The 23538-nt window shown below is 51.6% G+C and carries 26 protein-coding genes; 12 read left to right on the top strand and 14 right to left on the bottom strand.

From position 1 onward, the window contains the following. Positions 1-140: 140 nt before the first annotated feature. A complete protein-coding gene (locus MKQ70_RS26430) occupies positions 141-920 on the top strand; it encodes a DUF5602 domain-containing protein (protein WP_248075570.1) in 780 nt (259 codons plus the stop codon). A 48-nt stretch (positions 921-968) separates the two neighbouring features. On the opposite strand, the gene MKQ70_RS26435 is transcribed toward MKQ70_RS26430, so the two are convergent. From MKQ70_RS26435 to MKQ70_RS26475, 9 genes are all read right to left on the bottom strand, one after another. Next, entirely contained in the window at positions 969-1376 is a 408-nt protein-coding gene (locus MKQ70_RS26435; protein ID WP_248075572.1) for a hypothetical protein, read from the bottom strand. Further along, a complete protein-coding gene (locus MKQ70_RS26440; protein WP_248075573.1) occupies positions 1313-2311 on the bottom strand; it encodes a DUF58 domain-containing protein in 999 nt (332 codons plus the stop codon). The genes MKQ70_RS26435 and MKQ70_RS26440 overlap by 64 nt, the downstream gene beginning before the upstream one ends. A gap of 10 nt (positions 2312-2321) precedes the next feature. Beyond that, positions 2322-3311, bottom strand: coding sequence for an AAA family ATPase (locus MKQ70_RS26445; protein WP_248075575.1), 990 nt, complete (start codon positions 3309-3311; stop codon positions 2322-2324). 4 nt (positions 3312-3315) lie between these two features. Then, positions 3316-3732, bottom strand: coding sequence for a DUF4350 family protein (locus tag MKQ70_RS26450; RefSeq protein WP_248075578.1), 417 nt, complete (start codon positions 3730-3732; stop codon positions 3316-3318). Next, positions 3732-4544, bottom strand: a complete 813-nt coding sequence (locus tag MKQ70_RS26455; protein WP_248075579.1) for a DUF4350 domain-containing protein — start codon at positions 4542-4544, stop codon at positions 3732-3734. The genes MKQ70_RS26450 and MKQ70_RS26455 overlap by 1 nt, the downstream gene beginning before the upstream one ends. Before the next feature lie 4 nt (positions 4545-4548). Beyond that, a complete protein-coding gene (locus MKQ70_RS26460) occupies positions 4549-4917 on the bottom strand; it encodes a hypothetical protein (RefSeq protein ID WP_248075581.1) in 369 nt (122 codons plus the stop codon). A 189-nt stretch (positions 4918-5106) separates the two neighbouring features. Beyond that, entirely contained in the window at positions 5107-5418 is a 312-nt protein-coding gene (locus tag MKQ70_RS26465; protein ID WP_248075583.1) for a hypothetical protein, read from the bottom strand. Between the two features lie 6 nt (positions 5419-5424). After that, positions 5425-5919 carry a stage II sporulation protein M gene (locus MKQ70_RS26470; RefSeq protein WP_248075585.1) on the bottom strand — a complete coding sequence of 165 codons (495 nt, stop codon included), beginning with the start codon at positions 5917-5919 and terminating at the stop codon, positions 5425-5427. Then, positions 5898-6326 carry a hypothetical protein gene (locus MKQ70_RS26475; protein ID WP_248075587.1) on the bottom strand — a complete coding sequence of 143 codons (429 nt, stop codon included), beginning with the start codon at positions 6324-6326 and terminating at the stop codon, positions 5898-5900. The genes MKQ70_RS26470 and MKQ70_RS26475 overlap by 22 nt, the downstream gene beginning before the upstream one ends. A gap of 139 nt (positions 6327-6465) precedes the next feature. Here MKQ70_RS26475 and MKQ70_RS26480 point away from each other — a divergent pair, with 139 nt between their 5' ends. The 5 genes from MKQ70_RS26480 to MKQ70_RS26500 all read left to right on the top strand — a co-directional run bounded on the left by MKQ70_RS26480 (position 6466) and on the right by MKQ70_RS26500 (position 9697). Then, entirely contained in the window at positions 6466-7272 is an 807-nt protein-coding gene (locus MKQ70_RS26480; RefSeq protein WP_248075590.1) for an RDD family protein, read from the top strand. A gap of 312 nt (positions 7273-7584) precedes the next feature. Further along, positions 7585-7812: a hypothetical protein gene (locus MKQ70_RS26485; protein ID WP_248075593.1), complete on the top strand. Its 228-nt coding sequence runs from the start codon at positions 7585-7587 to the stop codon at positions 7810-7812. Continuing rightward, positions 7809-8618: a carbohydrate-binding family 9-like protein gene (locus tag MKQ70_RS26490; protein WP_248075596.1), complete on the top strand. Its 810-nt coding sequence runs from the start codon at positions 7809-7811 to the stop codon at positions 8616-8618. The genes MKQ70_RS26485 and MKQ70_RS26490 overlap by 4 nt, the downstream gene beginning before the upstream one ends. 9 nt (positions 8619-8627) lie before the next feature. Next, a complete protein-coding gene (locus MKQ70_RS26495; protein WP_248075597.1) occupies positions 8628-9137 on the top strand; it encodes a glycoside hydrolase family protein in 510 nt (169 codons plus the stop codon). After that, positions 9134-9697 (top strand): family 10 glycosylhydrolase, encoded by a 564-nt coding sequence (locus tag MKQ70_RS26500; protein ID WP_248075604.1) that lies wholly within the window; start codon positions 9134-9136, stop codon positions 9695-9697. Before MKQ70_RS26495 ends, MKQ70_RS26500 begins: the two co-directional genes overlap by 4 nt. A 98-nt stretch (positions 9698-9795) precedes the next feature. Here MKQ70_RS26500 and MKQ70_RS41530 read toward each other — a convergent pair whose 3' ends face one another. The 5 genes from MKQ70_RS41530 to MKQ70_RS26525 form a co-directional block, all read right to left on the bottom strand. Next, entirely contained in the window at positions 9796-11577 is a 1782-nt protein-coding gene (locus MKQ70_RS41530) for a T9SS type A sorting domain-containing protein (protein ID WP_248075606.1), read from the bottom strand. Continuing rightward, entirely contained in the window at positions 11556-11888 is a 333-nt protein-coding gene (locus MKQ70_RS26510) for an Ig-like domain-containing protein (RefSeq protein WP_248075608.1), read from the bottom strand. The genes MKQ70_RS41530 and MKQ70_RS26510 overlap by 22 nt, the downstream gene beginning before the upstream one ends. Continuing rightward, a complete protein-coding gene (locus MKQ70_RS26515) occupies positions 11864-13816 on the bottom strand; it encodes a beta strand repeat-containing protein (RefSeq protein ID WP_248081676.1) in 1953 nt (650 codons plus the stop codon). Before MKQ70_RS26515 ends, MKQ70_RS26510 begins: the two co-directional genes overlap by 25 nt. Then, on the bottom strand, positions 13704-15464 hold the full coding sequence (locus MKQ70_RS41535; RefSeq protein ID WP_248075610.1) for a CARDB domain-containing protein: 1761 nt from the start codon (positions 15462-15464) through the stop codon (positions 13704-13706). The genes MKQ70_RS26515 and MKQ70_RS41535 overlap by 113 nt, the downstream gene beginning before the upstream one ends. A 285-nt stretch (positions 15465-15749) precedes the next feature. Beyond that, the gene (locus tag MKQ70_RS26525; RefSeq protein ID WP_248075612.1) at positions 15750-15887 is read right to left on the bottom strand and encodes a hypothetical protein; all 138 of its coding nucleotides are present in this window, start codon (positions 15885-15887) and stop codon (positions 15750-15752) included. Between the two features lie 19 nt (positions 15888-15906). Here MKQ70_RS26525 and MKQ70_RS26530 point away from each other — a divergent pair, with 19 nt between their 5' ends. The 6 genes from MKQ70_RS26530 to MKQ70_RS39645 are packed head-to-tail and all read left to right on the top strand — an operon-like array spanning position 15907 to position 23422. Further along, entirely contained in the window at positions 15907-16602 is a 696-nt protein-coding gene (locus MKQ70_RS26530) for a response regulator transcription factor (protein ID WP_248075613.1), read from the top strand. Further along, positions 16589-17947 (top strand): sensor histidine kinase, encoded by a 1359-nt coding sequence (locus MKQ70_RS26535; RefSeq protein ID WP_248075614.1) that lies wholly within the window; start codon positions 16589-16591, stop codon positions 17945-17947. The genes MKQ70_RS26530 and MKQ70_RS26535 overlap by 14 nt, the downstream gene beginning before the upstream one ends. A 56-nt stretch (positions 17948-18003) precedes the next feature. Further along, the gene (locus MKQ70_RS26540) at positions 18004-19248 is read left to right on the top strand and encodes a TolC family protein (protein WP_248075616.1); all 1245 of its coding nucleotides are present in this window, start codon (positions 18004-18006) and stop codon (positions 19246-19248) included. A 7-nt stretch (positions 19249-19255) separates the two neighbouring features. Beyond that, a complete protein-coding gene (locus MKQ70_RS26545; RefSeq protein WP_248075617.1) occupies positions 19256-20335 on the top strand; it encodes an efflux RND transporter periplasmic adaptor subunit in 1080 nt (359 codons plus the stop codon). A gap of 1 nt (position 20336) precedes the next feature. Beyond that, positions 20337-21896, top strand: coding sequence for an efflux RND transporter permease subunit (locus tag MKQ70_RS39640; RefSeq protein ID WP_282456739.1), 1560 nt, complete (start codon positions 20337-20339; stop codon positions 21894-21896). 53 nt (positions 21897-21949) lie between these two features. Next, positions 21950-23422, top strand: a complete 1473-nt coding sequence (locus tag MKQ70_RS39645; protein ID WP_308199541.1) for an efflux RND transporter permease subunit — start codon at positions 21950-21952, stop codon at positions 23420-23422. Positions 23423-23538 lie beyond the last annotated feature (116 nt).

The following is a 23538-nucleotide window of genomic DNA, read 5'->3' on the forward strand; positions in this document are numbered from 1 at the left end:
TCAAAGATACTACGGAGTGTTCAAATACAAAACCAGTCCATACAACGAATCTGACAACTGATACCATTTGCGGTTCCGGCGGCATGGCGGCCGGGCCATCTTTGCATCAACATATTAATCACCTCAAAAAAATTGTTTGTATGAAAAAGATCCCGGCAGCGCTGGTGCTGCTGGCGGCTATGTTTACCTCCTGCGATAAAGATGACAGCAAGGGAGGCACTTTTAAAGGCCCCGAATTACAACTCCACGACGGCAAAGCCCGGTCATGGGTAAAACTGGATGAAAAAGGCAACCCGTTACAAATTGGCGTTACCATTACCGATGCCGCTTTCAACAGCGTACCGTTCCCCGCCGGCGAAATGCCCGGACACAACATGGCTAACAGCCTGTCGCTGCAACTGCCCAAACAGGCGTCGTCCATGCCGTTTAAACACATCGGCCTGGATTGGAACCCTGCCGGCCACGAGCCGCCCGGTATTTACGACAAGCCGCATTTCGATTTTCACTTTTATATGATCAGCCAGGCGGAAAGGATGCAGATCCCAACGTACGATCAGGACAGCCTGAAGTTCAAAAACTCACCTGCCCCGGCTTACCTGCCGGCCAGTTACGCCAACTTCGGCGGTGGTGTACCGCAGATGGGGGCGCACTGGGTAGACCTGAATACGCCGGAAATAAAGCCGCCGTTTAACTTTACGGAAACGTTCTTTTACGGTAGCTACAACGGCAAGGTTATTTTCCTCGAACCGATGATCACACACGATTTCATCAAAAATGTAAATGCTTCCTTTACCCGCGATATTCCGCAGCCGGCAAAATTCCAGGTGTCGGGGTATTATCCGACTAAATCTTCGGTGGTACGTAAAAACGGTGTTACGGAAGTGATCCTGGAGGGCCTGGTGTACAAAACCGCTTCTTAGAACAGTTCCCATCACAATTAAGAAAGGGCCCGGTGCGGGCCCTTTCTTTTATATGATCATTCTCGATTTTAACTCCAGGTAACGGTTAATAAGGTCGACCGTCAGGTTGGCGGGTGTACTGATCAGCGACATAATTCCGTACTTGGATAACTCCCGCGCGATTACTTTCTTCTCATAAGAAAATTTCTGCGCTATAATCTGGGTATAGATATCCTCGACCGAATGCGCCTCCTGTGCGGTGATTTTCTGTATTTCGGTGTTTTCGAAAAACACCACCAGCAGCAGGTGATGGCGGGCCAGCGCGCGCAGGTAGGGCAACTGGCGTTGCAGGTTGCTTACCGATTCAAAATTAGTAAAGAGGATGAACAGCGAACGTTGCGACACCGACGTTCTTAACGTAACCGCCAGGCGCTCGTAGTCGCTTTCCTGCCACTGGGTTTGCTGTGCGTACAGCATTTCCAAAATTTTATTGAGCTGCACTTTTTACTATCTGCCGGAAGCACATCTACCTTCTGTTCCGCGAAAGTTACCAGTCCTGCTTTGTCACCTTTGTTCAATGCTACCTTAGAGAAGATGAGCGAGGAGTTGATAGCGTAGTCCAGCAGGGTAAGCCCGTCGAACGGCATTTTCATGCTGCGTCCTTTGTCGATGAGGCAATAAATTTGTTGCGCCCTTTCTTCCATAAAGTTGTTCACCATCAGGTTACCGCGGCGGGCTGTGGCTTTCCAGTTAATGGAACGCACATCATCGCCCTGCGCATATTCTTTGATATGATCAAACTCCATGCTGTGGCCCACTACGCGACGGTTGTGCAAACCATATTCCTGCAGTTTACTATCAAACGAAAACAATTCGTAGTGCCGCATCTGCAAAAAAGAGGGATATACTTTTACCGTTTGTTGCTGATTAAATATCATGTGCCGTTTGGCCAGTCCGATAAAACTGGTCACATAGGCATTGATGGCGCCGAACTCGTACACTCCGCGCTCTACCGGCCGCAATTTGTATTCCACTGCTTTACCGGGCTGCGAGGGCGACAGTTTCGCCGTTAATTCAAAATCGCGGCGCTGGAACTGGAAGGGCAGCTCATCGATGAGCGTTATCATGGCGGGAAAACGGTATTTGCTCGTGACGCGGAGCGTTAACCGGTTATCGTCGCCGTTGCTCAGCCGGTCGGCCACTTCGCGTTCGGCACTAATGGGCTGGCGGCTTCCGAAGAGCAGTAACAGGTCGATCACGAGCGCCACCATCAATCCCCAGAAACCAATTAAGGCGACCACGAAAAGTACCGGCACGAAAAATGCAACGATGAATAAAAGTATCACCGCTCCCAGTGCCATATAAAAGCGACCGCCGAAAAACACGGCCGCGTATAACTTTTTAAACCACATGTCTGGTTGTTTAACGTGGCACTTCCACGGATTTCAATATCTCTGCAATTACTTCGTCCGGCGTAATGCCCTCCATTTCGCGCTCTGGCGTTAACATGATGCGATGGCGCAGCACGTGCGGCAGCATGGCCACAATATCGTCGGGCGTTACGAAGTCGCGGTTATTGATGGCTGCATGCGATTTGGCGCAGTTCATCACCGCGATAGATGCGCGCGGCGAAGCGCCCATGTACAGCGATGCACTCAAACGCGTTTCCTGCACCAGCGTGGCGATGTAAGTAATCAGCTTTTCTTCGATGTGCACCTTACGCACCTGCGCCTGCAACTCGCTTATCTGCAAAGCGGTGAGCACATGCTTTACCAGTGCGGTCTGCGCCTGCTGCATCGGGGTTTCGTGCGCCGCTTTCAGCATGGTGATCTCATCAGCCAGCTGTGGATATTTCACTTCAATTTTGAAAAGGAAGCGATCGAGCTGTGCTTCCGGTAAACGATACGTACCTTCCTGCTCAATCGGGTTTTGGGTGGCGATGACCATAAACGGTGTATCCAGGCGATGCGTGTTGCCATCGTTCGTGATCTGCCTTTCTTCCATTACTTCAAACAGGGCCGATTGTGTTTTGGCCGGGGCGCGGTTAATCTCATCGATCAATACAATATTACCGAAAATGGGACCTCGTTTGTATTCGAACTCACGGCTTTGCGGGTTGAACACGGAAGTACCCAGTACATCGGCGGGCATCATATCGGGCGTAAACTGTATGCGGGAAAATTTGGCGTCAACCGTCTGGGCCAGCAGCTTTGAGGCCAGGGTTTTAGCCACTCCGGGCACCCCTTCGATCAGCACATGGCCGTTGGTGAGCAGGCCGGTAATAAGCAGGTCCACCATGTCGTGCTGCCCCACCACCACCTTGCCAATTTCTTCCCTGATGGCCGCTACGGCATTATGTAAGGCGGAAAAATCGGCCCGCGGCTGGAAAGTGTCAATTACTTCTGCTTCCATCTAGTTAGTTTTTATAAAAATGGTAAACGCTTTTATAGAATGATTTAAGTTCCTCGTCTGAAAGGCTGTTCGCCAGCCGGATATGATCGATCGTGCGGATCAGTTTTTCTACTTCTTCCTGCGGATGATTCGATTTACGCGCCAGCCGGTGGATAAAAGCTTCATCCAGCACGCTGGTATTCAGGTTTAAATTAGTGCGCACATGTTCCAGTAGCTGCGCGCTCATTTTCTGCGCCAGGTTCAGGTTGTTGTGATGCGAGTAATACAAAGCGCCCAGTGTTTTTACGAACTCCAGCGAAGTGTTGGCCAGCGGCTGTTTCGGCGGAATGATACGTTGACGGCGTTTGCTCTCGAAAGCGGCATAGAGCAGCAACAGCAGCAGTGCCAGGAAAAGCGCCCAGCGCATCGCGGGATAACGCATCAGCACCGGAAGTTGGAAAAGTCGTCGGACGGCGGGCGCGTTGTCAGGTGTTTGTAGTATTCGTCCCAATACAGTGCGTCTACTTCCGGCCGCAGGTACGTCATCATATGTTCGAGCGACTGCCGGTTGTTGCCAGTGGCCAGGTAATAATTAGTAAACGTGTAAGGGTTCAGGCTGATGAACAGTTGACCATTGCCGCGGGTGATCCGTATCAGGTTCGCGTGACCGGCAACGTTTGTACCCAGGATAGTTGTTACTGCCGTATCCAACTCCGTAAAAGCGGTGTTAGTCACAATACCTTTGTAGCGGAAACTTTGCGGCTGCAACTCCGGGTTTACGAACTGCTGCGCTATTTTCAGACTGTTATCCTGGTCATAATCCACCTCTTCTGCCTTGAATCTGAACGCTTCCAGGAAAGCAGAATCGAAGCCCAGCGCTGCCACGAACAACTGGTTGCCTGCTTCCACGTAATTCAACATTTCCTGCACATCTTTATTGGAAGTATACAACTCTTTGGCCAGCAATACGTACGCCGTACGGGAGCCATTCTGCATGCGGTCATCCTTCAGGTAGGTGCGGGCAAATGGTTTGGTGACTACGTTGGCGGGCGTGTTATCGAACATTTCGGGCAACAGCTTGTAGGCAATGTAGCCGCCGTACACCGATTTCTGGCGATTAGATAACGACAGCGGGTAGTCGTTCAGCGAGCGTGACATGCGCGGAGCAGTGCTGTACATGGCCGCCATCATAATCACGACGGCGATCAGCACCACGAGCCCGATAGGTATAAATATCAACAAGTACTTTTTCACGCGCTTACTTTAATTCGTTTTTAAATGCTACAAACCGGCCATTTAATTCGTCGAACTGCTCTTTGCCAAGGTTCATATGCCCGAACCAAACATACTCGTAGGCGAGCGTGAGCAGCGAGAACGTTTTGTAGTATGGGTTGCCCCGCAGTTCGCGCAGGTAATCGGCATTGGTCTTATCGGCCATCATAACCACCATGCCTTTGCGATGCAGCAGGTCGAGACTGTACAGGTACAGGTAACGCACCGCCTGGCGAAAATTCCCTTCCTGTGCGGCAGCGGGCGGCAGCTTCAAAATCTGCAGGCAGTACTTCTTCCTGTTCCGCTTTTGGAACGTCCCATTGTACATTGCGGCGGCCACGGAAATAAAAGTCACCGTTGGCTACATATTGATAAAGCCCTCCGAGCAGCACAATGCCCAGTAGCCCAAGAATCACATAAAACAGGTTCATCGAGTTCCTGTTTACCCACATCATGAAATCGTGCCAGGTGCCGGAACGTTCTTTAAAAGGTTTGTTCTTCGGCTCTTCATAGGTCAGCGCTTTCTCTGCCTTGAGTTTGTTAATTACTTCGTCCGGAATGTTGCGGGGGCAAAGTGATCCGGGCGGTTCACTTCCGCATAGGGTGAACTGGTATCTTTCAGTCCCAGCGGATAGTCGCGCAGGTAAAGCTCCCAGGTCTGGTAACGTTCTTCTTCGCTGTCGGTGGACGCAGACGCTTCTTCCGTATAAGTAACGTTCTCCTGGCTGACCGAATCGGTGACCTGTTCCATATGTTCGGCCGTGTTCAACACTGCCGTATCCAGGTTTTGCCGGGCATACAGCGTAGCGGGCAGCAGGCTTGTCAGTAATAATAATCTGTTCAACAACTTTTTCATGCGCGGCTATACTTTTGCACGTTGCGGTTTACCGTTCGCATCGAGGTAATACCCGGCGCGCTTCAGTTTTATTGGGTAGATGATGAAGTACCAGACGATGGCCGCCAGCGATAGCCCCAGGATGGAGGCGCTGAGCCATATGGGCATGCCCTTCGCCGTACGGGTAATGAAACTTTCCAGGAAAGCCGCGGCAATAAAAATCGGTATCAGTGAAATAATAATCTTCATCCCGTCGCGCGCGCCGCGTTTCAGTGAATCTACGCGTTTATGGGTACCCGGGAACAACAGGCTGTTACCTAAGACCAGCCCCGCCGTGCCGGCGATCACGATCGCTGAAATTTCCAGTGTGCCGTGTATCCATATTGTCAGTACCGACTGCAAACCCAATCCTTTCGCGAAGAAGTAATATTGGAAAGAACCCAGCATAATACCATTCGTGGTCAGCAGCCAGAGCGTGCCCACAGAGAAAAAGATGCCGCCTACAAACGCATAGATAGCCACCGGATGTTGTTGAATGCGATGCGCACCCACATTTCCCATTCGTTGGACGAGCCATACACCCCAAACGGGTCGCCGCTCGCGATGTTGCGTTCCGTCATGTTTACATATTCGTCGCCCATTACACCACGAACGAAGGTTTCGTCGTGCGCGGCGGAAAAGGCGGCAATGATGCAGAACAGCGTGAAATAGCAAAAGGTGAACAGGAATACCCGGTGATATTTGGCGAACAGCAACGGCATTTCATACGCGAAAAACCGGCGGATACGCCCGGGTTCGGCACGACTGCTGTAAATACGGCGGTAAATCACCGCGGCCATGCTATTGATGTACCGGGCAGAACTGTTCCCGCTGTAAAATGTTTTGGCGTAGGCCAGGTCGTCCAGCAGGGTGGTAAAACGTTCGGCCATCTCATCGGGGTCGTCCGTGGGTTCCTCCCGGTACTTTTTCCAGCGCTCCAGGTTTTTTTAATAAAAAGGGATTCTCTCATGGCAACACAAAAATTTCAGGCTACAAGACTCCGAAATATAATATATTTAATTTTCAATTATGACATCGATCAAAATACCTACGGTTTTTAATATCGACCTCGAGTTTGAGGCGGCCGACATGGGCAGGCGTTTGCTGGCCTATATTATCGACCTGTTTATCCGCGTGGCTTACATCCTGCTGCTGAACTTTGCGATCGAAAAAACGTTCGGGTTCAACAACGATCTGATGAAAACCATGCTCGAATGGATATTGGTCATTATTCCGGTGATGCTATATTTTCCTGTAACAGAAATACTGCTGAAGGGGCAGAGCGTCGGTAAAAAGATCATGCAGATCCGCGTGGTGAGCATGTATGGTAACGAACCTTCGCTCAGCCAGCACTTCATCCGCTGGGTATTCCGCCTCATCGAATCGCCACTGGTCATTTTCTTCGCGGGCTTTGGTATATTGAGCGGCGCATCGGATATTATTTCCGTAACGGCGGTCATTTCAATGTTGTTGTTCTTTACGCCGCTGGTTGTTATCAGCCGTTCAAGCCTGAGGCAACGTATAGGCGATATTGCCGCCGGCACCATCATCATCTCTATTAAAGAAAAAGCGTCTATTTCGGATACTATTTTCAGGGATATTGCCTCCACCGACTACACCGTAACTTTTACACAAATCCTGCGATTGTCTGATAAAGACCTTAATAAAGTAAAAGAGCTACTGGACCGCTCCCTGAAAAATAACGACCACGTACTGGCGGCCCGCGTGGCGCAACGCATCAAGGAAGTATTACACATCGAAACGGAAATGGAGCCCATGACATTTCTCGAAACATTGCTCAACGACTATAACTACCTGGCTACCCGCAGCGCTTAATGCCTACCCGTACCGCCCCGAGGTGCAATACGCGGGCCAACGAAAATCACGATGAATGGGATCGATCAGCCAATTAAAAAACCGTTTTTTGCGGGAAACGATTTCGTTCACAACAAGAGGTCATCGTCGATACTCGAAGGCGATAGGGATGTTCCATGAAATTAATTTCCAGTCCCAATAATATATAGAAAATCATGAATACTCAAATGTATTTCATGTTAGGCCCGTTTTTTTCGCCCGGCGATGGTACTTTTCCACCATTCATCCGATATGTAGTAACACCGTTTGCTCCGTAATGACTATTTTTAAGCCATGTGCAAAAGTATATTTGCCGGCTTGCTGCTCACCGCAGCGGCGTTAACAGTGAACGGACAATCGGTATTTCCCGAACAAAAGAATTACGTAAGCCTTTTTACGACAGACAGTATTACGATAGACGGAAAAGGAAATGAGCGCGCCTGGCAACATGCCCCGTGGAGCGATGCCTTCATCGATATTGAAGGTAATACGAAGCCGCGCCCTTACCGGATACGCGGATGAAAATGATATGGAACAATACTTATCTTTTCATTTTTGCAGAACTCCGCGAGCCACATCTGCAGGCCGGTTTACACCAGCGTGATACCATTATTTATGCGGACAACGACTTCGAGGTATTCATTGACCCCAACGGCGATACGCATCAATATTTTGAAATTGAGGTAAACGCCTTTAACACGGTAATGGACCTTTTTATGAGTAAGCCTTACCGTAACGGCGGTAACGCCATGCTCAACTGGGACGTAAAAGGTCTGCGCACTGCTGTACAACATTACGGCACGATTAACCGGCCCGGCGATAAAGACAGCGCGTGGACGGTGGAAATGGCCATTCCCTTTTCAGCACTGGGCCTGTTCCGGGAAAATATGCGGCCGAAGGACAACACCCACTGGCGCATCAATTTTTCGCGGGTGCAGTGGGAGTGGGATGTGGTGAACAACCGTTACCAGAAGAAGAAAGGCCCGGAACATAACTGGGTATGGTCGCCGCAGGGTATTGTAGATATGCATGCGCCAGAACGCTGGGGTAACTTATGGTTCCACACGCAACCCGGCAATGGAACGGCGGCCCCTTCCCCGGAAGATGAAAATGCGCGAAGGTGGCTGTGGGACCTGTACTACCGGCAGCAGCAGTATCGCCGGAAGCATGGCAAATATGCTACTACTTTGCAGGCGCTGGAACTAGCGGCGCCTAAAGGGAACTTGAAACCGGAGCTGGAAGCCATTTCACAACAGTTCAATGCGCGGATAACAAACGGCGCCTCCACCTGGAGCATTGACCAGGAAGGGCGTATTTACGAACGATAATTCACGGTTATGAATAAACGCAACTTTCTGAAATCATTGGGGCTGGGCAGTCTGGCTATTTCCGCTGCACCGCTGGGGAGCGTGGCCAGACAGTCGGCCCGCAGCGCGCCCCGTTCCATTTCGCACCGGGTGTGGATTAACCCGGATCATAAAGACACGGAGGCCGAGCTGCGCGAGCGATATGCCGCTTACAAACAGGCCGGCATCCGCGACTTATTCTTTGAGGCAGACAGCGCCCCTCACTTTCGCATTGCGCGCGAGCAGGGTTTAAAAGCCCACCGGTGGATGTGGACCATGAACCAGGGCGACCAGGCGCAAATGGCCGCTCACCCGGAGTGGTACGCGATCAGCCGAAAGGGCGAATCGTGCGTAGACCATCCGCCTTATGTCGGTTACTACCGCTGGTTATGCCCGAGCAAACCGGAAGTGCTGGAGCATCTGAAGCAACAGGTGGCCGGCATCGTTTCCCGGAAAGAAGTAGATGGATTTCACTGGACTATATCCGTTACTGCGATGTGATCCTGCCAGTGAACCTATGGTCGAAATACGGAATTGATCAATCGAAAGAATTGCCGGAGTACGATTTCTGCTATTGCGAAACCTGCCGGAATTTATACCGGCAGCAAACGGGCAAAGATCCGCTGGATCTCGAGCACCCGGACCAAAGTCCTTCTTGGAGACGGTTCCGTTATGAGCGTATCAATAATGTGGTAAACACGCTGGCCGGCGTAGCCCATCAACATAAAAAACCAATATCGGCCGCCGTATTTCCTACGCCCGAAATCGCGAAGCGCATTGTGCGCCAGGACTGGACCAACTGGAACCTCGATGCCGTGATGCCTATGATCTACCACGGCTTCTACCGCGAAAACGTAGATTGGATCGGTAATGCGGTGGACGAAGGCGTAAAAGGCCTTCACGGGAAATTCCCGTTGTTTGCGGGTTTGTTCCTGCCGGATTTCAACGGCAATTATGCAGACCTGAACCTGGCCGTGAACCTGGCCGTAAAGAATGGCGCCGCGGGCGTTTCCATTTTTGGGGATGTAACGCAGGAGGTGCTAAAGGCACTTAAATTATAAAATGCGGGCCTTGAGAATCGCATAAACGATAATAGGTGTACCATCAGGTACCCGAATAAATTAGGGCTGACCATTACTTTTTGGTCAGCCCTTTCGTTTTATCTTGCTTTAATAAATGTTCGTGTTTCGAACCTATCACCATGCTGCACGGTCAGGAAGTAAATGCCCTGCGGCAGATTACTGATATCTATTACTTTTTCGTTTGCACCGATCACCAGGTCCGTCCTATAGGTAACCCGTTTAATGCCGGATACATTGGTAATCTGCACCGTCCACAAACCAGCACCGGTTTCCACATTTATTTTCAGTTTGATGAAATTCGTGGCCGGGTTTGGCATCAGGTCCAGCGAAGCCAGTACGCCCGGACGCACATCTATTCCACGACAATCTACGCGGCGGATGGCTTTGGTGGCCGTGGCCGTACAACCATTACTGTTAGTATAGGTGTAGGTAATTAAGCTTGATCCTGCACCCAGGCTGCCGAAGCTCCATTCGTTCCCGCTCACCCCTTCGCCGCTCCAGGTACCACCACTGAGGTTCGCCGTAAGCGTTACCTTACCGTCCGCCAGGCAAACACTGTCGATGTTCGTGATCTCCACGGAAGGCAATGCGTTCACCGTTACATTATGACTCGTGGTAGTTGCACAACCGCCGCTGCCCGTCATCGTATACATTACCTGTACAGTACCGGCTGCCACGCCAGTTACCAGGCCACCAGTACTTACGGTTGCCAGTGCACTATTCGAGCTGCTCCAGGTACCACCCGCGGTCGCGTGCCCCAGTTGAATATTGCTCCCGGCACATACATTATCAGGACCGGTAATCGCACCTGCTGCGACCGTGTTATTTACCACCACGGCAAATTCGGCGGTGTTGCTGCAGCCATTGCTGCTCACCGTATAGCGGATCGTTGCGTTACCTGCAGCGACCCCGCTCACCATTCCGGATGTATTTATATAAGCTACATTGATATTATTACTGCTCCAGGCACCGCCCGCCACAGATGCTGTCAATTGTGCTTCGCCACCCATGCACACGTTAGCCGTTCCGGTAATAGTACCGGCCGAAGGCAATGGATGCACCACCACCGTTTGTGTGCCGGAAGTAATACAACCGCCGCTGGTCGTTGCAGAATAACTAATTATTACCGTGCCGGCAGTTATGCCTGTCACGGTTCCATTCACCACGTTGGCCACGGCCGCATTAGAAGTAGACCAGGTACCACCTGCTACAGAAGGCGTAAGCGTTAGCGATGCGCCTACGCACACCTTATCACCACCGGTGAAAGTTACGGCGGCAGGGGCTGCGCTTACGGTCAGCGGATGTGTGGTGCTCGCAGCACAATTGTCTGCGTTCGTCAACGTGTAAGTAATGATAGCATTACCTGCGGTTACGCCGGTAACGAGACCGGCAGTATTCACGGAGGCAACCGCCGGTTGGTCGGATGACCCGGTACCGCCTGCCGTATTATTCGTTAAGGTAGCACTGCTGCCCGCACAAATCGTGCTGGCGCCGGCAATTGCATTTAGCACAGGGACTGCGCGTACGCTCACCGTTACTTCGGAAATACCACTGCAACCACTGCTATTTACGGTGTAAGTAATTTTCGCGGTGCCCACAGATAAGCCGGTTACTATGCCATTGTTCACCGAAGCCACAGCGCTATTGTCGCTGGACCATGTGCCGCCCGCGACACTGCTGTTCAGGGTGAGGGTACCGTTTTGGCAAACGCTGTTACCTCCGCTGATCGTACCAGCGGAAGGTGCTGCATTTACCGTTACGGCGACCTGCTGGCTGCTGGCGCAATTACCGCTCGTTACCGTATAAGTGATGCTGGTTGAACCGGCAGTCACACCTGTTACCACGCCGGTATTAGACACGCTAACGATTGACGTATTACCACTGCTCCGGTACCGCCAGCCGGGGTAGCTGTCATTGTTACATTCGACCCGGTACACACCGCGTTGACGCCACTGGTGATACTTACCGCCGGTAACGCGTTCACATTAATTGTTACCTGCTGTGCCGCACTACAGCCGGAACCATTGGTTACAGTGTAGGTAATGGTCGCTGCGCCAGCTGCGATGCCCGTTACAACGCCGGTACCGGATACTGTCGCAATAGCCGTGTTGCTGCTGCTCCATACGCCACCTGCCAAAGTATTGGTCAGGTTGATGGTTGCCCCTCGCATACGGCAGTAGCGCCGCCGATGGCTGGAACAACGGGCGTCTGGTTTACAGTCACCACATTGCCGGCTGTATTGGAGCACCCTCCGCCAGTGACCGTGTAAGTAATATTGGCAGTACCGTTCGCCAGGCCGCTTACCACGCCGGAAGTGCTCACGGTCGCGACACTGTTATTATCGGATGTCCATACACCACCACTTGCGGCATTGCCGAGGTACAACACTTCGCCCTCACAAACGACCGAACCGCCGGTGATGGCGCCGATACCTGGCTTGGCTTTTACTGTAATACTATAACTGGCGTTGTTGGTACAGCCGTTTGCATTTGTAACCGTTAATATAATAGATGTGCTACCTGCGCTTACGCCGGTTACCACACCTGCCGCACTTACCGTAGCAATCGCATTACTACCGCTGCTCCCGGTGCCGGCTACATCGCCGTTCAGGGTGATGGTGCCACCCACGCATACTTCGTTAGTGCCGGCAATTACCGGTGTAGCCGGTAATGCGTTAACTGTGATGGCGGCGGTATAGCTGCCGGAACAACCAGTGGCCACGGTGAGGGTATACGTAATATTCGTGGTGCCGCCGCTGATGCCGGTTACCTGGCCGGTTGCCGCATTCACAGTAGCTGCCGCAGTGTTGTCGGATGTCCACACACCGCCGGTTACCGTATTATCCAGGTCCAGTACACCGCCCACGCATACGCTGTTGCCGCCGGTAAAGGCAGGAACGGTAACCGCTGTATTTACCTCCATATCAAAAGTGCGGGTAGTGGCGCAACCGTTCGCGTTGGTATAAGTATAATTAATAGTCGCCGTTCCTGCGCTGATGCCGGTTACTTCGCCTGTGGTGGCATCCACGGTGGCAACAGGCGCATCATCGCTGCTCCAAACACCGCCGCTCACCATATTTGCTAGGGTGGTACTGGTGCCGATGCAGATGCTATTGGTACCGGTGATCGCCGGAACTACAGGCAGTGCGCGAACATTCACTACAAAAGTAGCGGTAGCTGCACAACCGCTGGCATTGGTCACCATGTAGCTGACAGTTGCCGCACCTTCCGCCACGCCGGTTACTTCACCGGTAGTCGCGTTCACCAGTGCAATGGTTGCATCACCGCTACTCCAGGTGCCACCGCCGGTGGTATTAGCCAGTACAATACTGCTGTTCACACATACGCTGTTCGCGCCGGTAATGGCAGCTACGGTAGCAGCCGGATTAACGGTAATATTATAAGTACCTGCATTTGAACAGGCATATTGGTCGGTAATCGTATAAGTAATCAACGCGCTGCCCGGCGTTACACCGGTCACAGTGCCATTAGCCGCACCAACAGTGGCGATGGCGGTATTATCAACAGACCATATACCACCGGTGGTGACGCTGCTCAAAGTGATCTGCTCACTTTCGCACACCCCGGTACTGCCGGCAATCACCGGAGCGGCAGGCAGGGCATGCACGGTTACAACTGCATCCGCCGCACCCGAACAGCCATTAACATCGGTTACGGTATAGGAAATAGTGGCGGTTCCCGCCGCGACGGTGGTGATCACACCATTACTAACTGTTGCCACGTTTACGTCGCTGCTGCTCCATACGCCATCGGGCGTGGCGTTCGCCAGGGTAATCGTACCACCGATGCAAACATCCGTTGTTCCTGTAGTTGGACTGATAACGCCCGGTGTGTTTACATTCAGGTTGTGAGTAGCTGCGCCTGTACAGCCATTGGCCGTTACGCTGTAGCTGATCACTACGGCTCCTCCCGGACCACCGGCAACGCCGGTTACCAGGCCGCTTTGATCAACGGTGGCAATTGCTTCATCGCTGCTGCTCCATACACCTCCGGTGGCAGTGGTAGCCAGTTGCGTACTTGCATTGCCGCAAAGGGTAGCTGCGCCGGTAATGGCGGCCACTGTCGGCGAAGGCTTCACGGTAATGGATGCCGGGGCTGATACAACGGGACAACCATTGTATATACCGGATACTACCACGGGCATCTGCCGTAGGCGAATAATTATAAGTAGTGGCTGCCGTGCTTTGTAACACGGTCGTGCCGGATTTGAATTCAAAAGTCGGGTAAGCAAAACCCGATACTGCATTTAACGTTACCGGCAAGCCCGAACATATTTCGCTGGCCGAAGTGGTAAGGGTAACAGGTAATCCATCCACCAAAGCCTCGATACCCACTACCCCTTTATTGGAAATCGGGGTAATGAGCGAGCCGTTTTCCATAATCAGGTAGATGGGCTGAAACGCTACGTTAACGGCGTTGTAAGTATAAAACGGCGTGTAGGCGGGGCCGCTGGTCTTTTGCCCGATACCCAGGTAAAAGAGCTCGCCAGCCGGCACCTGTGTGGGAGACAAGAATTCAAAATGTTTATTGGTGCCGATATCCGCGGTAGCAATTGTGTAATCATCTGTACGATCTAACACGATACCGTCCTTGTCCATCAATACGCCATAAATCTCATTACCCGGGGCACTTACATCGGCCGACAGGCGGATGTTTACACCTTTCACCAATACCGGTGTAGTCGCCGGCGCACCGAATCTCGCGGCTACGATGCCAGGCCCAGCACCGTATCCCACTGCATCGGGACTCGAAATCGGTTCGTAATACTGCATGCTGGAACAGTCGACCGTTTGCGTGGCCGATTTGCTATTGTTCGCGGGATTATCATCGGAAGGCAATGTAGCCGTTACTGTTTGCGTGCCGCTCACGTTCGTGGGCAGGTTGTTGAAGGTAACTACGGTAGTTTCGCCTGCAGGCAGCGAAGGAACTGTTTGCGTGGTACTGAAAGGATTGGCGCCGGATACTGTTACCGTCACCGGCAGATTAGTACGGTCCTGCGTGCCCCTGTTCTCTACCGCTACCCGCACCGTATTACCGGGGAAGAAGAATTTATTTTCGATCGAACGGCCCAACAGCATGCTGTTCATCTTCACTTCGTTCGTGTAAGGATTCTCAAAACCGAATAACAACTGTGGCCGTGCACTGGCCGTACCACTCAGTGAAGCCGGTGGTGTGGCATCTGTGGGATTCGTACCCGTGCGGATGCTGCTGGCGAAAGTGGTATTCACACTGTAATTCGCGGGGGTGGTGGCAAAGGTGTTGCCGATGTATTCATACGCCACATACACACTTCCGCCGTTATAAGAAAACGCGTTCGACAGCAGGAAGGGCGCCTCTGCCGCGCCGGCGCCGTCGGGTATGTTGTAAGCGCCATCGTATACCAGCGTCATGCCGGCCACGTCGGCGCTCCAGGTACCGGTTTTCGTCATCGCCGCATCTGTACTGTTCTGCAGGTAAAACCGCAACGTACCGTCGGCTGGCGTATTGGTGCCGCTCTGGTATACAAAACTGATCTGCGATATTTGTTTGCTCGTTGGAATATTCGTTAGTTCCGACGCCTTCAGCAACATAATGCCACGAATGGCCCGGTGCGAAGTAGTGCCGTTGGGTGCGCGGTTCGTGTTTACATCCTGAACGGACTCGGGAACACGTTCCACTATTTCGGATTGAGCAAATGCCTGTGAACAGGTGATTACAGTTAATAACAGGAGTAGAAATTGCTTCATCGGCTTCCGTTTAAATGAGGTATATGGATTGAAAAAACATCCCGGGATATCCGGAAAGTGCACCGCCCGGTGATGGCGGATAGTTTGAAAAGTTGCATAGGTCTATGTGTCATTCAACAAGTTGAAAAATACCCGCGCGCTGTCATGCACGACCTGGCGGTCTTGGCACAGTTATGGTCAAAATAATTAGTTTGGGGGAGTTGGATGTATGTGTAAACTTGTTCAGAATCAAGCCTTTTCGCAAACAATAATTCACAAAATTAACACTATTTTGATGTATTGTGACTAAATTTCGCCGGCAATTTGCAAGGTGCTGAGCACCATGTCTTTAAAAATATACGGTGGCGACTGGTATTTCGACCGAACCAGGTTAGCAGCGTCGCCGGATTTGCCATTTTTCCCGCCGAAACCCATTTCCCTCATAAATCGTAATTTCACGGCCATGCATCAACTGCTCCTACTCGAAGACGACGCCAATCTCGCGGCCGACATCAGGGCCCAACTGGAACGGGAGGGCTTCCAGGTGGAAGTGCGGTATGACGGCCTGATGGCGGAAAAAACCGCACTTCGTCAGTCATTCGACTGCATTATCCTCGATATTAATGTACCCGGTAAAAACGGCTACGAAGTTTGCCGCAGCATCCGCAATGCCGGTATACCCACCCCCGTGATCATGCTCACCGCATTTGGTGAGGTAGACGACAAACTCGACGGGTTCGATAGTGGGGCCGATGATTATCTCACCAAACCCTTCTATTTCCGCGAACTGCTTGCCCGCATCAAAGCCCTGCTGAAACGCGGCGGCGCGGCGGGCGCTACGCCCAAAGTCATTACTATCGATACCTTAGAAATTGATACCGATAAAAAACAGGTGAGCCGCGCGGGACAAACACTTCACCTCACCGGCCGCGAATTCAATATCCTGTCTATGTTGGCGGCTGCGCCCGGTCAACCTGTCTCCAAAAAAGAACTGATCAGCGCCATCTGGGGCACTTCTGTAGAGGTAAATACCAATACTATCGAGGTTTTCATCAATTCCCTCAGGAATAAGATCGATAAAAACCAGCCGGTAAAACTCATTCATACCCGCTTCGGATTCGGGTACTACATCAGCACCACGTCTCATGAAGCTTCGTAAAAAGATACTGCGGTCATTTTCCTTCTTCTTTATTTTGATACTCGGTCTTACGCTGAGCAGCGTGTACTATGTATCTTCGCTCAACCGGCAGCAGGAGTTCTATCAACGTATCAAAGACCTGAATATGACGGTGCTCAAACTGTTAACCACAGCAGAACGCATCGACAAAAGCCTGATCGATAATTTCGACGAAACCACGATCTATTCTCTTCATGATGAAAAAATATTACTGTTCGACAGTACCGGCAAAAACATTTACACCAGTATAGACGATGCCAAAATCCCCTATGCACGCGGCCTGCTGCGGGAATTGCGGGACAAGGGAAGAAAGGAAGTGACAGAAAGCGAAGATGAATTCGATGTGGTAGCCCACACGATCTATTATAACGGCAAGAAATACTTTGCGATTGGCAAAGCGTACGACCGCGCCGGCCGCGAAAGCCTCCGGTTCCTGGGCTGGCTGCTGCTGATCATCTTTATTATTTCACTGGCCCTGTCGTTTGTCGCCACCCTCTTTTTATCAAAGCAAATTACAGCACCGATTACCCAGCTCACCCGGCAGGTACGCCGTATTTCCGCGCCCAACCTGGCAAAGGTCGTCGTTGATGACAATACAGAAGAAATCAACTCACTTACCGATGGTTTCAATGATATGCTTAGTCGCGTGGACGAGGCATTTGCCTACCAGAAGAACTTTATCCAGCACGTATCGCACGAGTTAAAACCGATCGCCGTGCTGATGGCCAATATCGAACGCGGCCTGCACGACGAGGCGCCCGAAGTGCAACGGCAGCGCCTCGAATTCCAAAAAGAGGGACTGATGCAGCTGGCGGCCATGATCAATACTCTTATTGAAATATCGCGTTATGAGAACGCCACGCCGCAAACCTTCCCTGGCGTCGCACATATCGACGAGCTGCTGTTCGAATGCACGGACGAGTTACAGGTATTATACCCGCACAGCCGCTTTGAAATAGACATGGGCGCCAACATCGAAAGCACCGACGACCTGGAAGTACCCGGCAATCCGCGTATGCTGAAGCTCGCCTTCTACAATCTGCTCAAAAATGCCGTGGACTATGCCGCCGACGGGGCTGCACAAATCCGCCTGAGCCGGCAGGACGGTCAGCTGATCGTCCGTATCCGCAATAATGGCGATACCTTAACACCGGCCGAGCAACCCTTCCTGTTCGGTTACTTCTTCCGCGGAAACAACAGCCGTAACCGCAGCGGGCTTGGACTGGGCCTTGTGATGGTGTCGCGCATCCTGCATTTGCACGCGGCCGATATCCGCTATTCTGTGGACGACGGGATGAACTGTTTTACCCTCCGCCTCCCGCATTAAGGAGATCTTTATCCATATTAAGCAAATCTTAAGTCCGTTCTCGCCAATATTGCGGGATGAAATATTTGCCGTATATCATGCTGCTGGCGGCGCCTTTCACCACTATGGGCCAGGCGCCACTTTCGGTAACGCCGGAACAGGCCGACAGCATCTTTCTGAAAGAAAACCTGTTACTGCTGGCCGAGCAGTACAACATCAGCGCGCAGGAAGCGCTGATCATTCAGGCCAAAGCCTATCCCAACCCGCAAATCAGTGCAGAACTCCATACCTGGGATACCGACAACCGCAAACCGTTCCTGTTGGGCCAAAACGGTGAAAAGGTTTTTTCCTTTGATCAATTACTGCTGCTCGGCGGCAAACGAAAAACATCTATCGCCATCGCCAGGCAAAACAAGGAGCTGGCTGCGGCCGAGCTGGGCGAATTATTACGCGGACTGCGCCAACAACTGCATAACAACCTGCTGTCGCTCTACCAGCAACAACACGTGATCGCGAACTACGACCGCCAGTTATCGGCGCTCGACACCCTCATTAAACGGTTTGGTGAACAGGCGGATAAGGGTAATCTTCCTCTGCAGGAAGTAGTGCGCCTCAAATCTGTTTACCTGAAAATTAATAACGACCGCTCCGAAATGGCGGCACAGGAAGTGGACGCTTTACAAAACCTGCAACTGTTATTACAAAGACCGTCCCTTATTCACCCCGTGATAGCGCCGGAAGCTTTTGATAAGTTGTTGCAGCTGGCCGATACGGAGCAGCTGTTCCGGCTGGCGATGGAACATCGTCCGGATGTACAGCTCACCAAAGGGCAGCAATCACTGGCGCAATTGCAACTGAGCCTGGAGAAACGGCAACGCGTGCCCGACCTGAACCTTGGGTTCAGTTACGACCAGCAGGGTAACGCCTGGCGCAACCAATACATGACCACATTCGGCATCCCACTGCCGCTGTGGGACCGGAACAAAGGCAACATCCGCGCGGCCGAGGCGGGACTGAAAGCCACGGCTGTTTACAGCAAACAAAAAGAATCGGAAGTGCGCGCGGAAGTATTTGCAGCCTGGCAGCATATGTCGCGCAGCATGAAGGAATACATCAAAGTAAAAGATCTGTACACCAACGATTTTGATGAGGTGTTAAAAGGTATCAATGCCAACTTTCTCCGCCGCAACATTACCATTCTCGAGTTCGTGGACTTCCCGGAATCGTATAACGAATCGCTCACGGAGTTTGAACGGGTGAAGAACCAGCTGGCCGCTGCCGCTGCACAAATTAATTATGTAACCGCTACCAATGTTTACTAGTCAGAATATGAGATACCTTTTATGCACCGCACTGCTGGCCGCACTGGCCACCAGCTGCAAACAGAGCGTGAAGCACGAAGAGGCCAACTGGAGCTTTTCACTGAGCGACAGTATGATGGCCCGCTGCGAATTTGCTATTGCGCAGCTGTCGGACGTACGCAACGAACTGAAGTTATTTGGCAAAGTAGCCGCCGACAATAACCGGCTGGCCCAGGTATATCCGCTCGTGGGCGGCAACGTGATGAAAATTAACGTGGAGCTGGGAGATTATGTAAAACAGGGCCAGGTACTGGCCGTGGTACGAAGCGGTGAAGTAGCCGACTTTCAGCGCCAGCAACTGGATGCTAATGCCGATGTGGCACTCGCCGAAAAGAATTACCAGGTAGCCCAGGAACTGTTCGAAGGCAAACTGAATTCAGAAAAAGATGTTACGGCGGCCGCCCGGGAACTGGATAAAGCGAAAGCCGAACAGACCCGCATTAATGAAATATACCACATCTATAGCCTGAAAAATGGCTCTGTCCTCGACATCACGGCGCCGATCAGCGGATTTATTGTATCGAAAAACATCAACCAGAACGAAGCATTACGCAGTGACAAAACCGATGCGTTATTCTCCATCGCTCAAATTGACGAGGTGTGGGTACTGGCGAATGTGAACGAAACCGACATTTCGCGTGTGGCCGTGGGTTATGAGGCGGATGTCAATACTATGAGCTACGAGGGCAAAACCTTTCATGGCAAGGTAGACCGGATATTCAATGCGATTGATCCGGATACCAAAGCCATGAAGGTATTGGTACGTATCCCTAACAAAGATCTGCTGCTGAAGCCGGAAATGAGCGCCTCTGTAACCCTCCGCTTTTCTGAAAAACAAAAGCTGGTAGCCGTTCCTTCTTCCTCCATCATCTTTGATAAAAGCAAAAACTGGACGATGGTATTTAAGGACCGCAACAACATCGAAACGCGGCAGGTAAAGGTTTACAGCCAGGTAGGCGACGTTACTTATATCGCCGAAGGACTGCAGGAGAACGAAAAAGTGATTTCCCGGAACGGAATGATGGTGTATGACGCATTAAACGACTAACATGAACAAATTCATCAAGAATATCATCGGCTTTTCGCTCCGCAATAAACTGTTCGTTTTCTTCGCCACCGCACTGCTGGCTATCGCCGGCTGGATCAGCTACCTGAACATTCCGCTGGAAGCTTTCCCTGATGTAACCAATACGCAGATCACCGTGGTAACCGAATGGAACGGGCGCAGTGCGGAGGAGGTGGAACGGTTTGTGACCACGCCTATCGAAATAGCGATGAACGCCGTGCAAAAGAAGACCAGTGTACGCAGTGTCACCATGTTCGGCTTATCTGTAATCAAAATTATTTTTGAAGATGATGTGGAAGATTTTTTCGCACGACAGCAGGTAAACAACCTGTTGCACAACGTGCAGCTTCCGGAAGAGGTAGAGCCCGATGTTCAGCCGCCCTACGGTCCTACCGGCGAAATTTACCGCTACATCTTAAAGAGTGAAAAACGGGACACCCGTGAATTGTTAACGCTGCAGAACTGGGTGATCGACCGTCAGCTGCGCGCAGTACCCGGAGTGGCCGATATCGTCGCCTTTGGCGGACAGGAAAAGATTTACGAGATATCTGTAGACCCGGTAAAGATCCAGAAGTATTCACTCACCCCGCTGCAGGTATATGAAGCGGTGACCAAAGCCAACCTGAACGTGGGCGGCGACGTGATCGAGAAAGCCGGTCAGGCTTATGTAGTGCGTGGCTTAGGCTTGCTCAACACCACCCGCGATATCGAAAATACCATCGTAGCGACTTATAATGACAACCCGGTGCTGGTGAAAAATATCGCTACCGTCATGGAGTCGAGCGCTACGCGTGTAGGACAGGTGGGCCTGAACGACCAGGACGACGTGGTGGAAGGCATCATCGTGATGCGCAAGGATGAAAACCCGGCAGAAGTACTGGCCCGTGTAAAAAGCAAAATCACAGAAATCAATGCCAAGGTACTGCCGCACGATGTGAAAATGGAAATGTTCTACGACCGCGACAACCTCATGTACTGCACCCATACGGTGATGCATAACCTCGTGGAAGGCATCATCTTCGTAACAGTGATCGTATTCATCTTCATGGCCGACTGGCGTACCACGCTCACCGTGTCTATTATTATTCCGCTTGCACTGCTCTTCGCTTTCATGTGTCTGAAAATAAAAGGCATGAGCGCCAACTTATTATCGTTGGGGGCGGTAGACTTCGGGATCATCATTGATGGCGCCGTGGTGATGGTGGAAGGCCTGTTTGTGGCGCTGGACCACCGTGCGCACAAGTATGGCATGGAGCGCTTCAACAAACTGTCTAAACTGGGGCTGATCAAACGCACCGGCGCGGGTTTGGGTAAAGCAGTATTCTTCTCTAAGTTGATTATTATTTCCGCCCTGCTGCCCATCTTCGCTTTCCAGAAGGTAGAAGGCAAAATGTTTTCGCCGCTGGCGTGGACGCTGGGCTTTGCACTGCTGGGCGCCTTATTATTCACACTGACATTAGTACCTGTATTGGTATCTATCCTGCTGCGGAAGAATGTGCGCGAAAAGAACAATCCTTTCGTGAACTTTTTAACCGCATTGTAGGAGGTGGTTTCGCTGTCACCTTTAAACATAAACGCGCCAGTGTACTCATTTCTATCGGCGTACTCGCCCTTTCGCTGTTCTCTACACGCTGGCTCGGTACAGAGTTTCTGCCACAGCTGAACGAAGGCGCGTTGTGGGTGACCGCCGAACTGCCTATGAGTTTATCGCTGCCGGAAAGCGTAAACATGGCCAAAACACTACGCCGCGATTTGCAGTCGTTCCCGGAAGTGAGTAATGTGTTGTCACAAACAGGTCGCTCCAATGACGGTACCGATCCAAATGGTTTTTACTTCCTGCAATTCCAGGTGGATCTGAAGCCGAAAGAGGAGTGGACGCGCAAAATCACGGTAGATGAACTGATTGGCGAGATGGATAAAAAACTGGGGCAGTACCAGGGTATCCTGTACAACTACTCTCAACCGGTGAGCGATAATGTGGCCGAAGCCGTAGCCGGCTTTAAGGCGAGCAACGGTATCAAAATATATGGCGATGACCTGGCTAAGCTGGACGAGCTCGCGAACAAGGTAATGGCCGAAGTAAAGGATATCGAAGGTATTAAGGACCTGGGCATCCTCCGTAACATTGGTCAGCCCGAGATCAGCGTATCACTTGACGAGGAAAAGATGGCTATTTACGGCGTACAGAAGGCAGATGCGCAGAGCATCATCGAAATGGCGATCGGCGGTAAAACAGCAACGGAGAAGTACGAAGGGGAGCGCAAGTTCCCGGTGCGCATCCGTTACGAAAAGGAATACCGTAAAAACGAAGACGACATCATGCAGCTCCGCGTACCCACGGTACGTGGCGAAAACATCCCGCTGAAAGAAATCTCCGACCTGTCGAAAGTAACCGGCCCTGCGTTCATTTACCGGGACAACACCAAACGTTTCATCGGTATCAAGTTCTCCATCCGCGACCGTGACCTGGGCAGCACCATTGCCGAAGCACAGGCGCGCGTACAAAAGAACATCGACCTGCCATCGGGCTACAGCATTGGCTGGACGGGCGAATTCGAAAACCAGGTACGTGCCACTTCCCGCCTCGGACAAGTAGTACCCATCAGCCTAATCATGATTTTCGTATTGCTGTTCATCATGTTCGGCAATATCGGCGACGCCTCGCTGGTATTGGCCAATGTGCCCTTCGCGCTCATCGGCGGCATACTGGCCTTACACCTGGCCGGCATGAACTTCGGGATCTCTGCGGGTGTAGGCTTCATTGCGTTGTTCGGCATCTGCGTACAAAACGGTGTGATCCTCATTTCGGAATTCCACAATAACCTGAAACAACGCATGGATTTGGTGAAAGCCATTTTCGAAGGCGTAAAGACCAGGACCAGACCAGTAATCATGACCGCGCTGATGGCCGCTTTAGGTCTTACACCAGCCGCTATGAGCACCGGCATCGGCTCGGAATCGCAGAAACCGCTGGCGATCGTGATCATTGGCGGCCTGGTATCCGCCACGCTCTTTACATTACTCGTATTCCCCATTTTCTATTACTGGGCGGTACGTAAAAACATATGAATCTTTAGATGCTGTTAGTGCAGATTGGTTTTAGTAGTGTGGTTGTTTTAGCGCCGGACCGGGGGATTTTCCCTGGTCTTCTTAACACCACCGCTGTAAAGTAGCGTAACACTTTA

Source organism: Chitinophaga sedimenti (genome assembly GCF_023156195.1).
Classification (GTDB): Bacteria; Bacteroidota; Bacteroidia; order Chitinophagales; family Chitinophagaceae; genus Chitinophaga; species Chitinophaga sedimenti.

Bases quoted from the DNA above. Each gene is read 5' to 3' on its own strand.
- MKQ70_RS26435 (WP_248075572.1), bottom strand. From the start codon at position 1,376: ATGCTGTACGCACAGCAAACCCAGTGGCAGGAAAGCGACTACGAGCGC.
- MKQ70_RS26525 (WP_248075612.1), bottom strand. From the start codon at position 15,887: ATGAGGGAAATGGGTTTCGGCGGGAAAAATGGCAAATCCGGCGACGCT.
- MKQ70_RS26450 (WP_248075578.1), bottom strand. From the start codon at position 3,732: ATGCGTTATCCCGCGATGCGCTGGGCGCTTTTCCTGGCACTGCTGCTG.
- MKQ70_RS26495 (WP_248075597.1), top strand. From the start codon at position 8,628: ATGAATAAACGCAACTTTCTGAAATCATTGGGGCTGGGCAGTCTGGCT.
- MKQ70_RS26540 (WP_248075616.1), top strand. From the start codon at position 18,004: ATGAAATATTTGCCGTATATCATGCTGCTGGCGGCGCCTTTCACCACT.
- MKQ70_RS26445 (WP_248075575.1), bottom strand. From the start codon at position 3,311: ATGGAAGCAGAAGTAATTGACACTTTCCAGCCGCGGGCCGATTTTTCC.
- MKQ70_RS26480 (WP_248075590.1), top strand. From the start codon at position 6,466: ATGACATCGATCAAAATACCTACGGTTTTTAATATCGACCTCGAGTTT.
- MKQ70_RS26430 (WP_248075570.1), top strand. From the start codon at position 141: ATGAAAAAGATCCCGGCAGCGCTGGTGCTGCTGGCGGCTATGTTTACC.
- MKQ70_RS26475 (WP_248075587.1), bottom strand. From the start codon at position 6,326: ATGGCCGAACGTTTTACCACCCTGCTGGACGACCTGGCCTACGCCAAA.
- MKQ70_RS41535 (WP_248075610.1), bottom strand. From the start codon at position 15,464: ATGAAGCAATTTCTACTCCTGTTATTAACTGTAATCACCTGTTCACAG.
- MKQ70_RS26465 (WP_248075583.1), bottom strand. From the start codon at position 5,418: ATGAAAAAGTTGTTGAACAGATTATTATTACTGACAAGCCTGCTGCCC.
- MKQ70_RS39640 (WP_282456739.1), top strand. From the start codon at position 20,337: ATGAACAAATTCATCAAGAATATCATCGGCTTTTCGCTCCGCAATAAA.
- MKQ70_RS26510 (WP_248075608.1), bottom strand. From the start codon at position 11,888: ATGCGAGGGGCAACCATCAACCTGACCAATACTTTGGCAGGTGGCGTA.
- MKQ70_RS26490 (WP_248075596.1), top strand. From the start codon at position 7,809: ATGAAAATGATATGGAACAATACTTATCTTTTCATTTTTGCAGAACTC.
- MKQ70_RS26485 (WP_248075593.1), top strand. From the start codon at position 7,585: ATGTGCAAAAGTATATTTGCCGGCTTGCTGCTCACCGCAGCGGCGTTA.
- MKQ70_RS26545 (WP_248075617.1), top strand. From the start codon at position 19,256: ATGAGATACCTTTTATGCACCGCACTGCTGGCCGCACTGGCCACCAGC.
- MKQ70_RS26535 (WP_248075614.1), top strand. From the start codon at position 16,589: ATGAAGCTTCGTAAAAAGATACTGCGGTCATTTTCCTTCTTCTTTATT.
- MKQ70_RS26530 (WP_248075613.1), top strand. From the start codon at position 15,907: ATGCATCAACTGCTCCTACTCGAAGACGACGCCAATCTCGCGGCCGAC.
- MKQ70_RS26440 (WP_248075573.1), bottom strand. From the start codon at position 2,311: ATGTGGTTTAAAAAGTTATACGCGGCCGTGTTTTTCGGCGGTCGCTTT.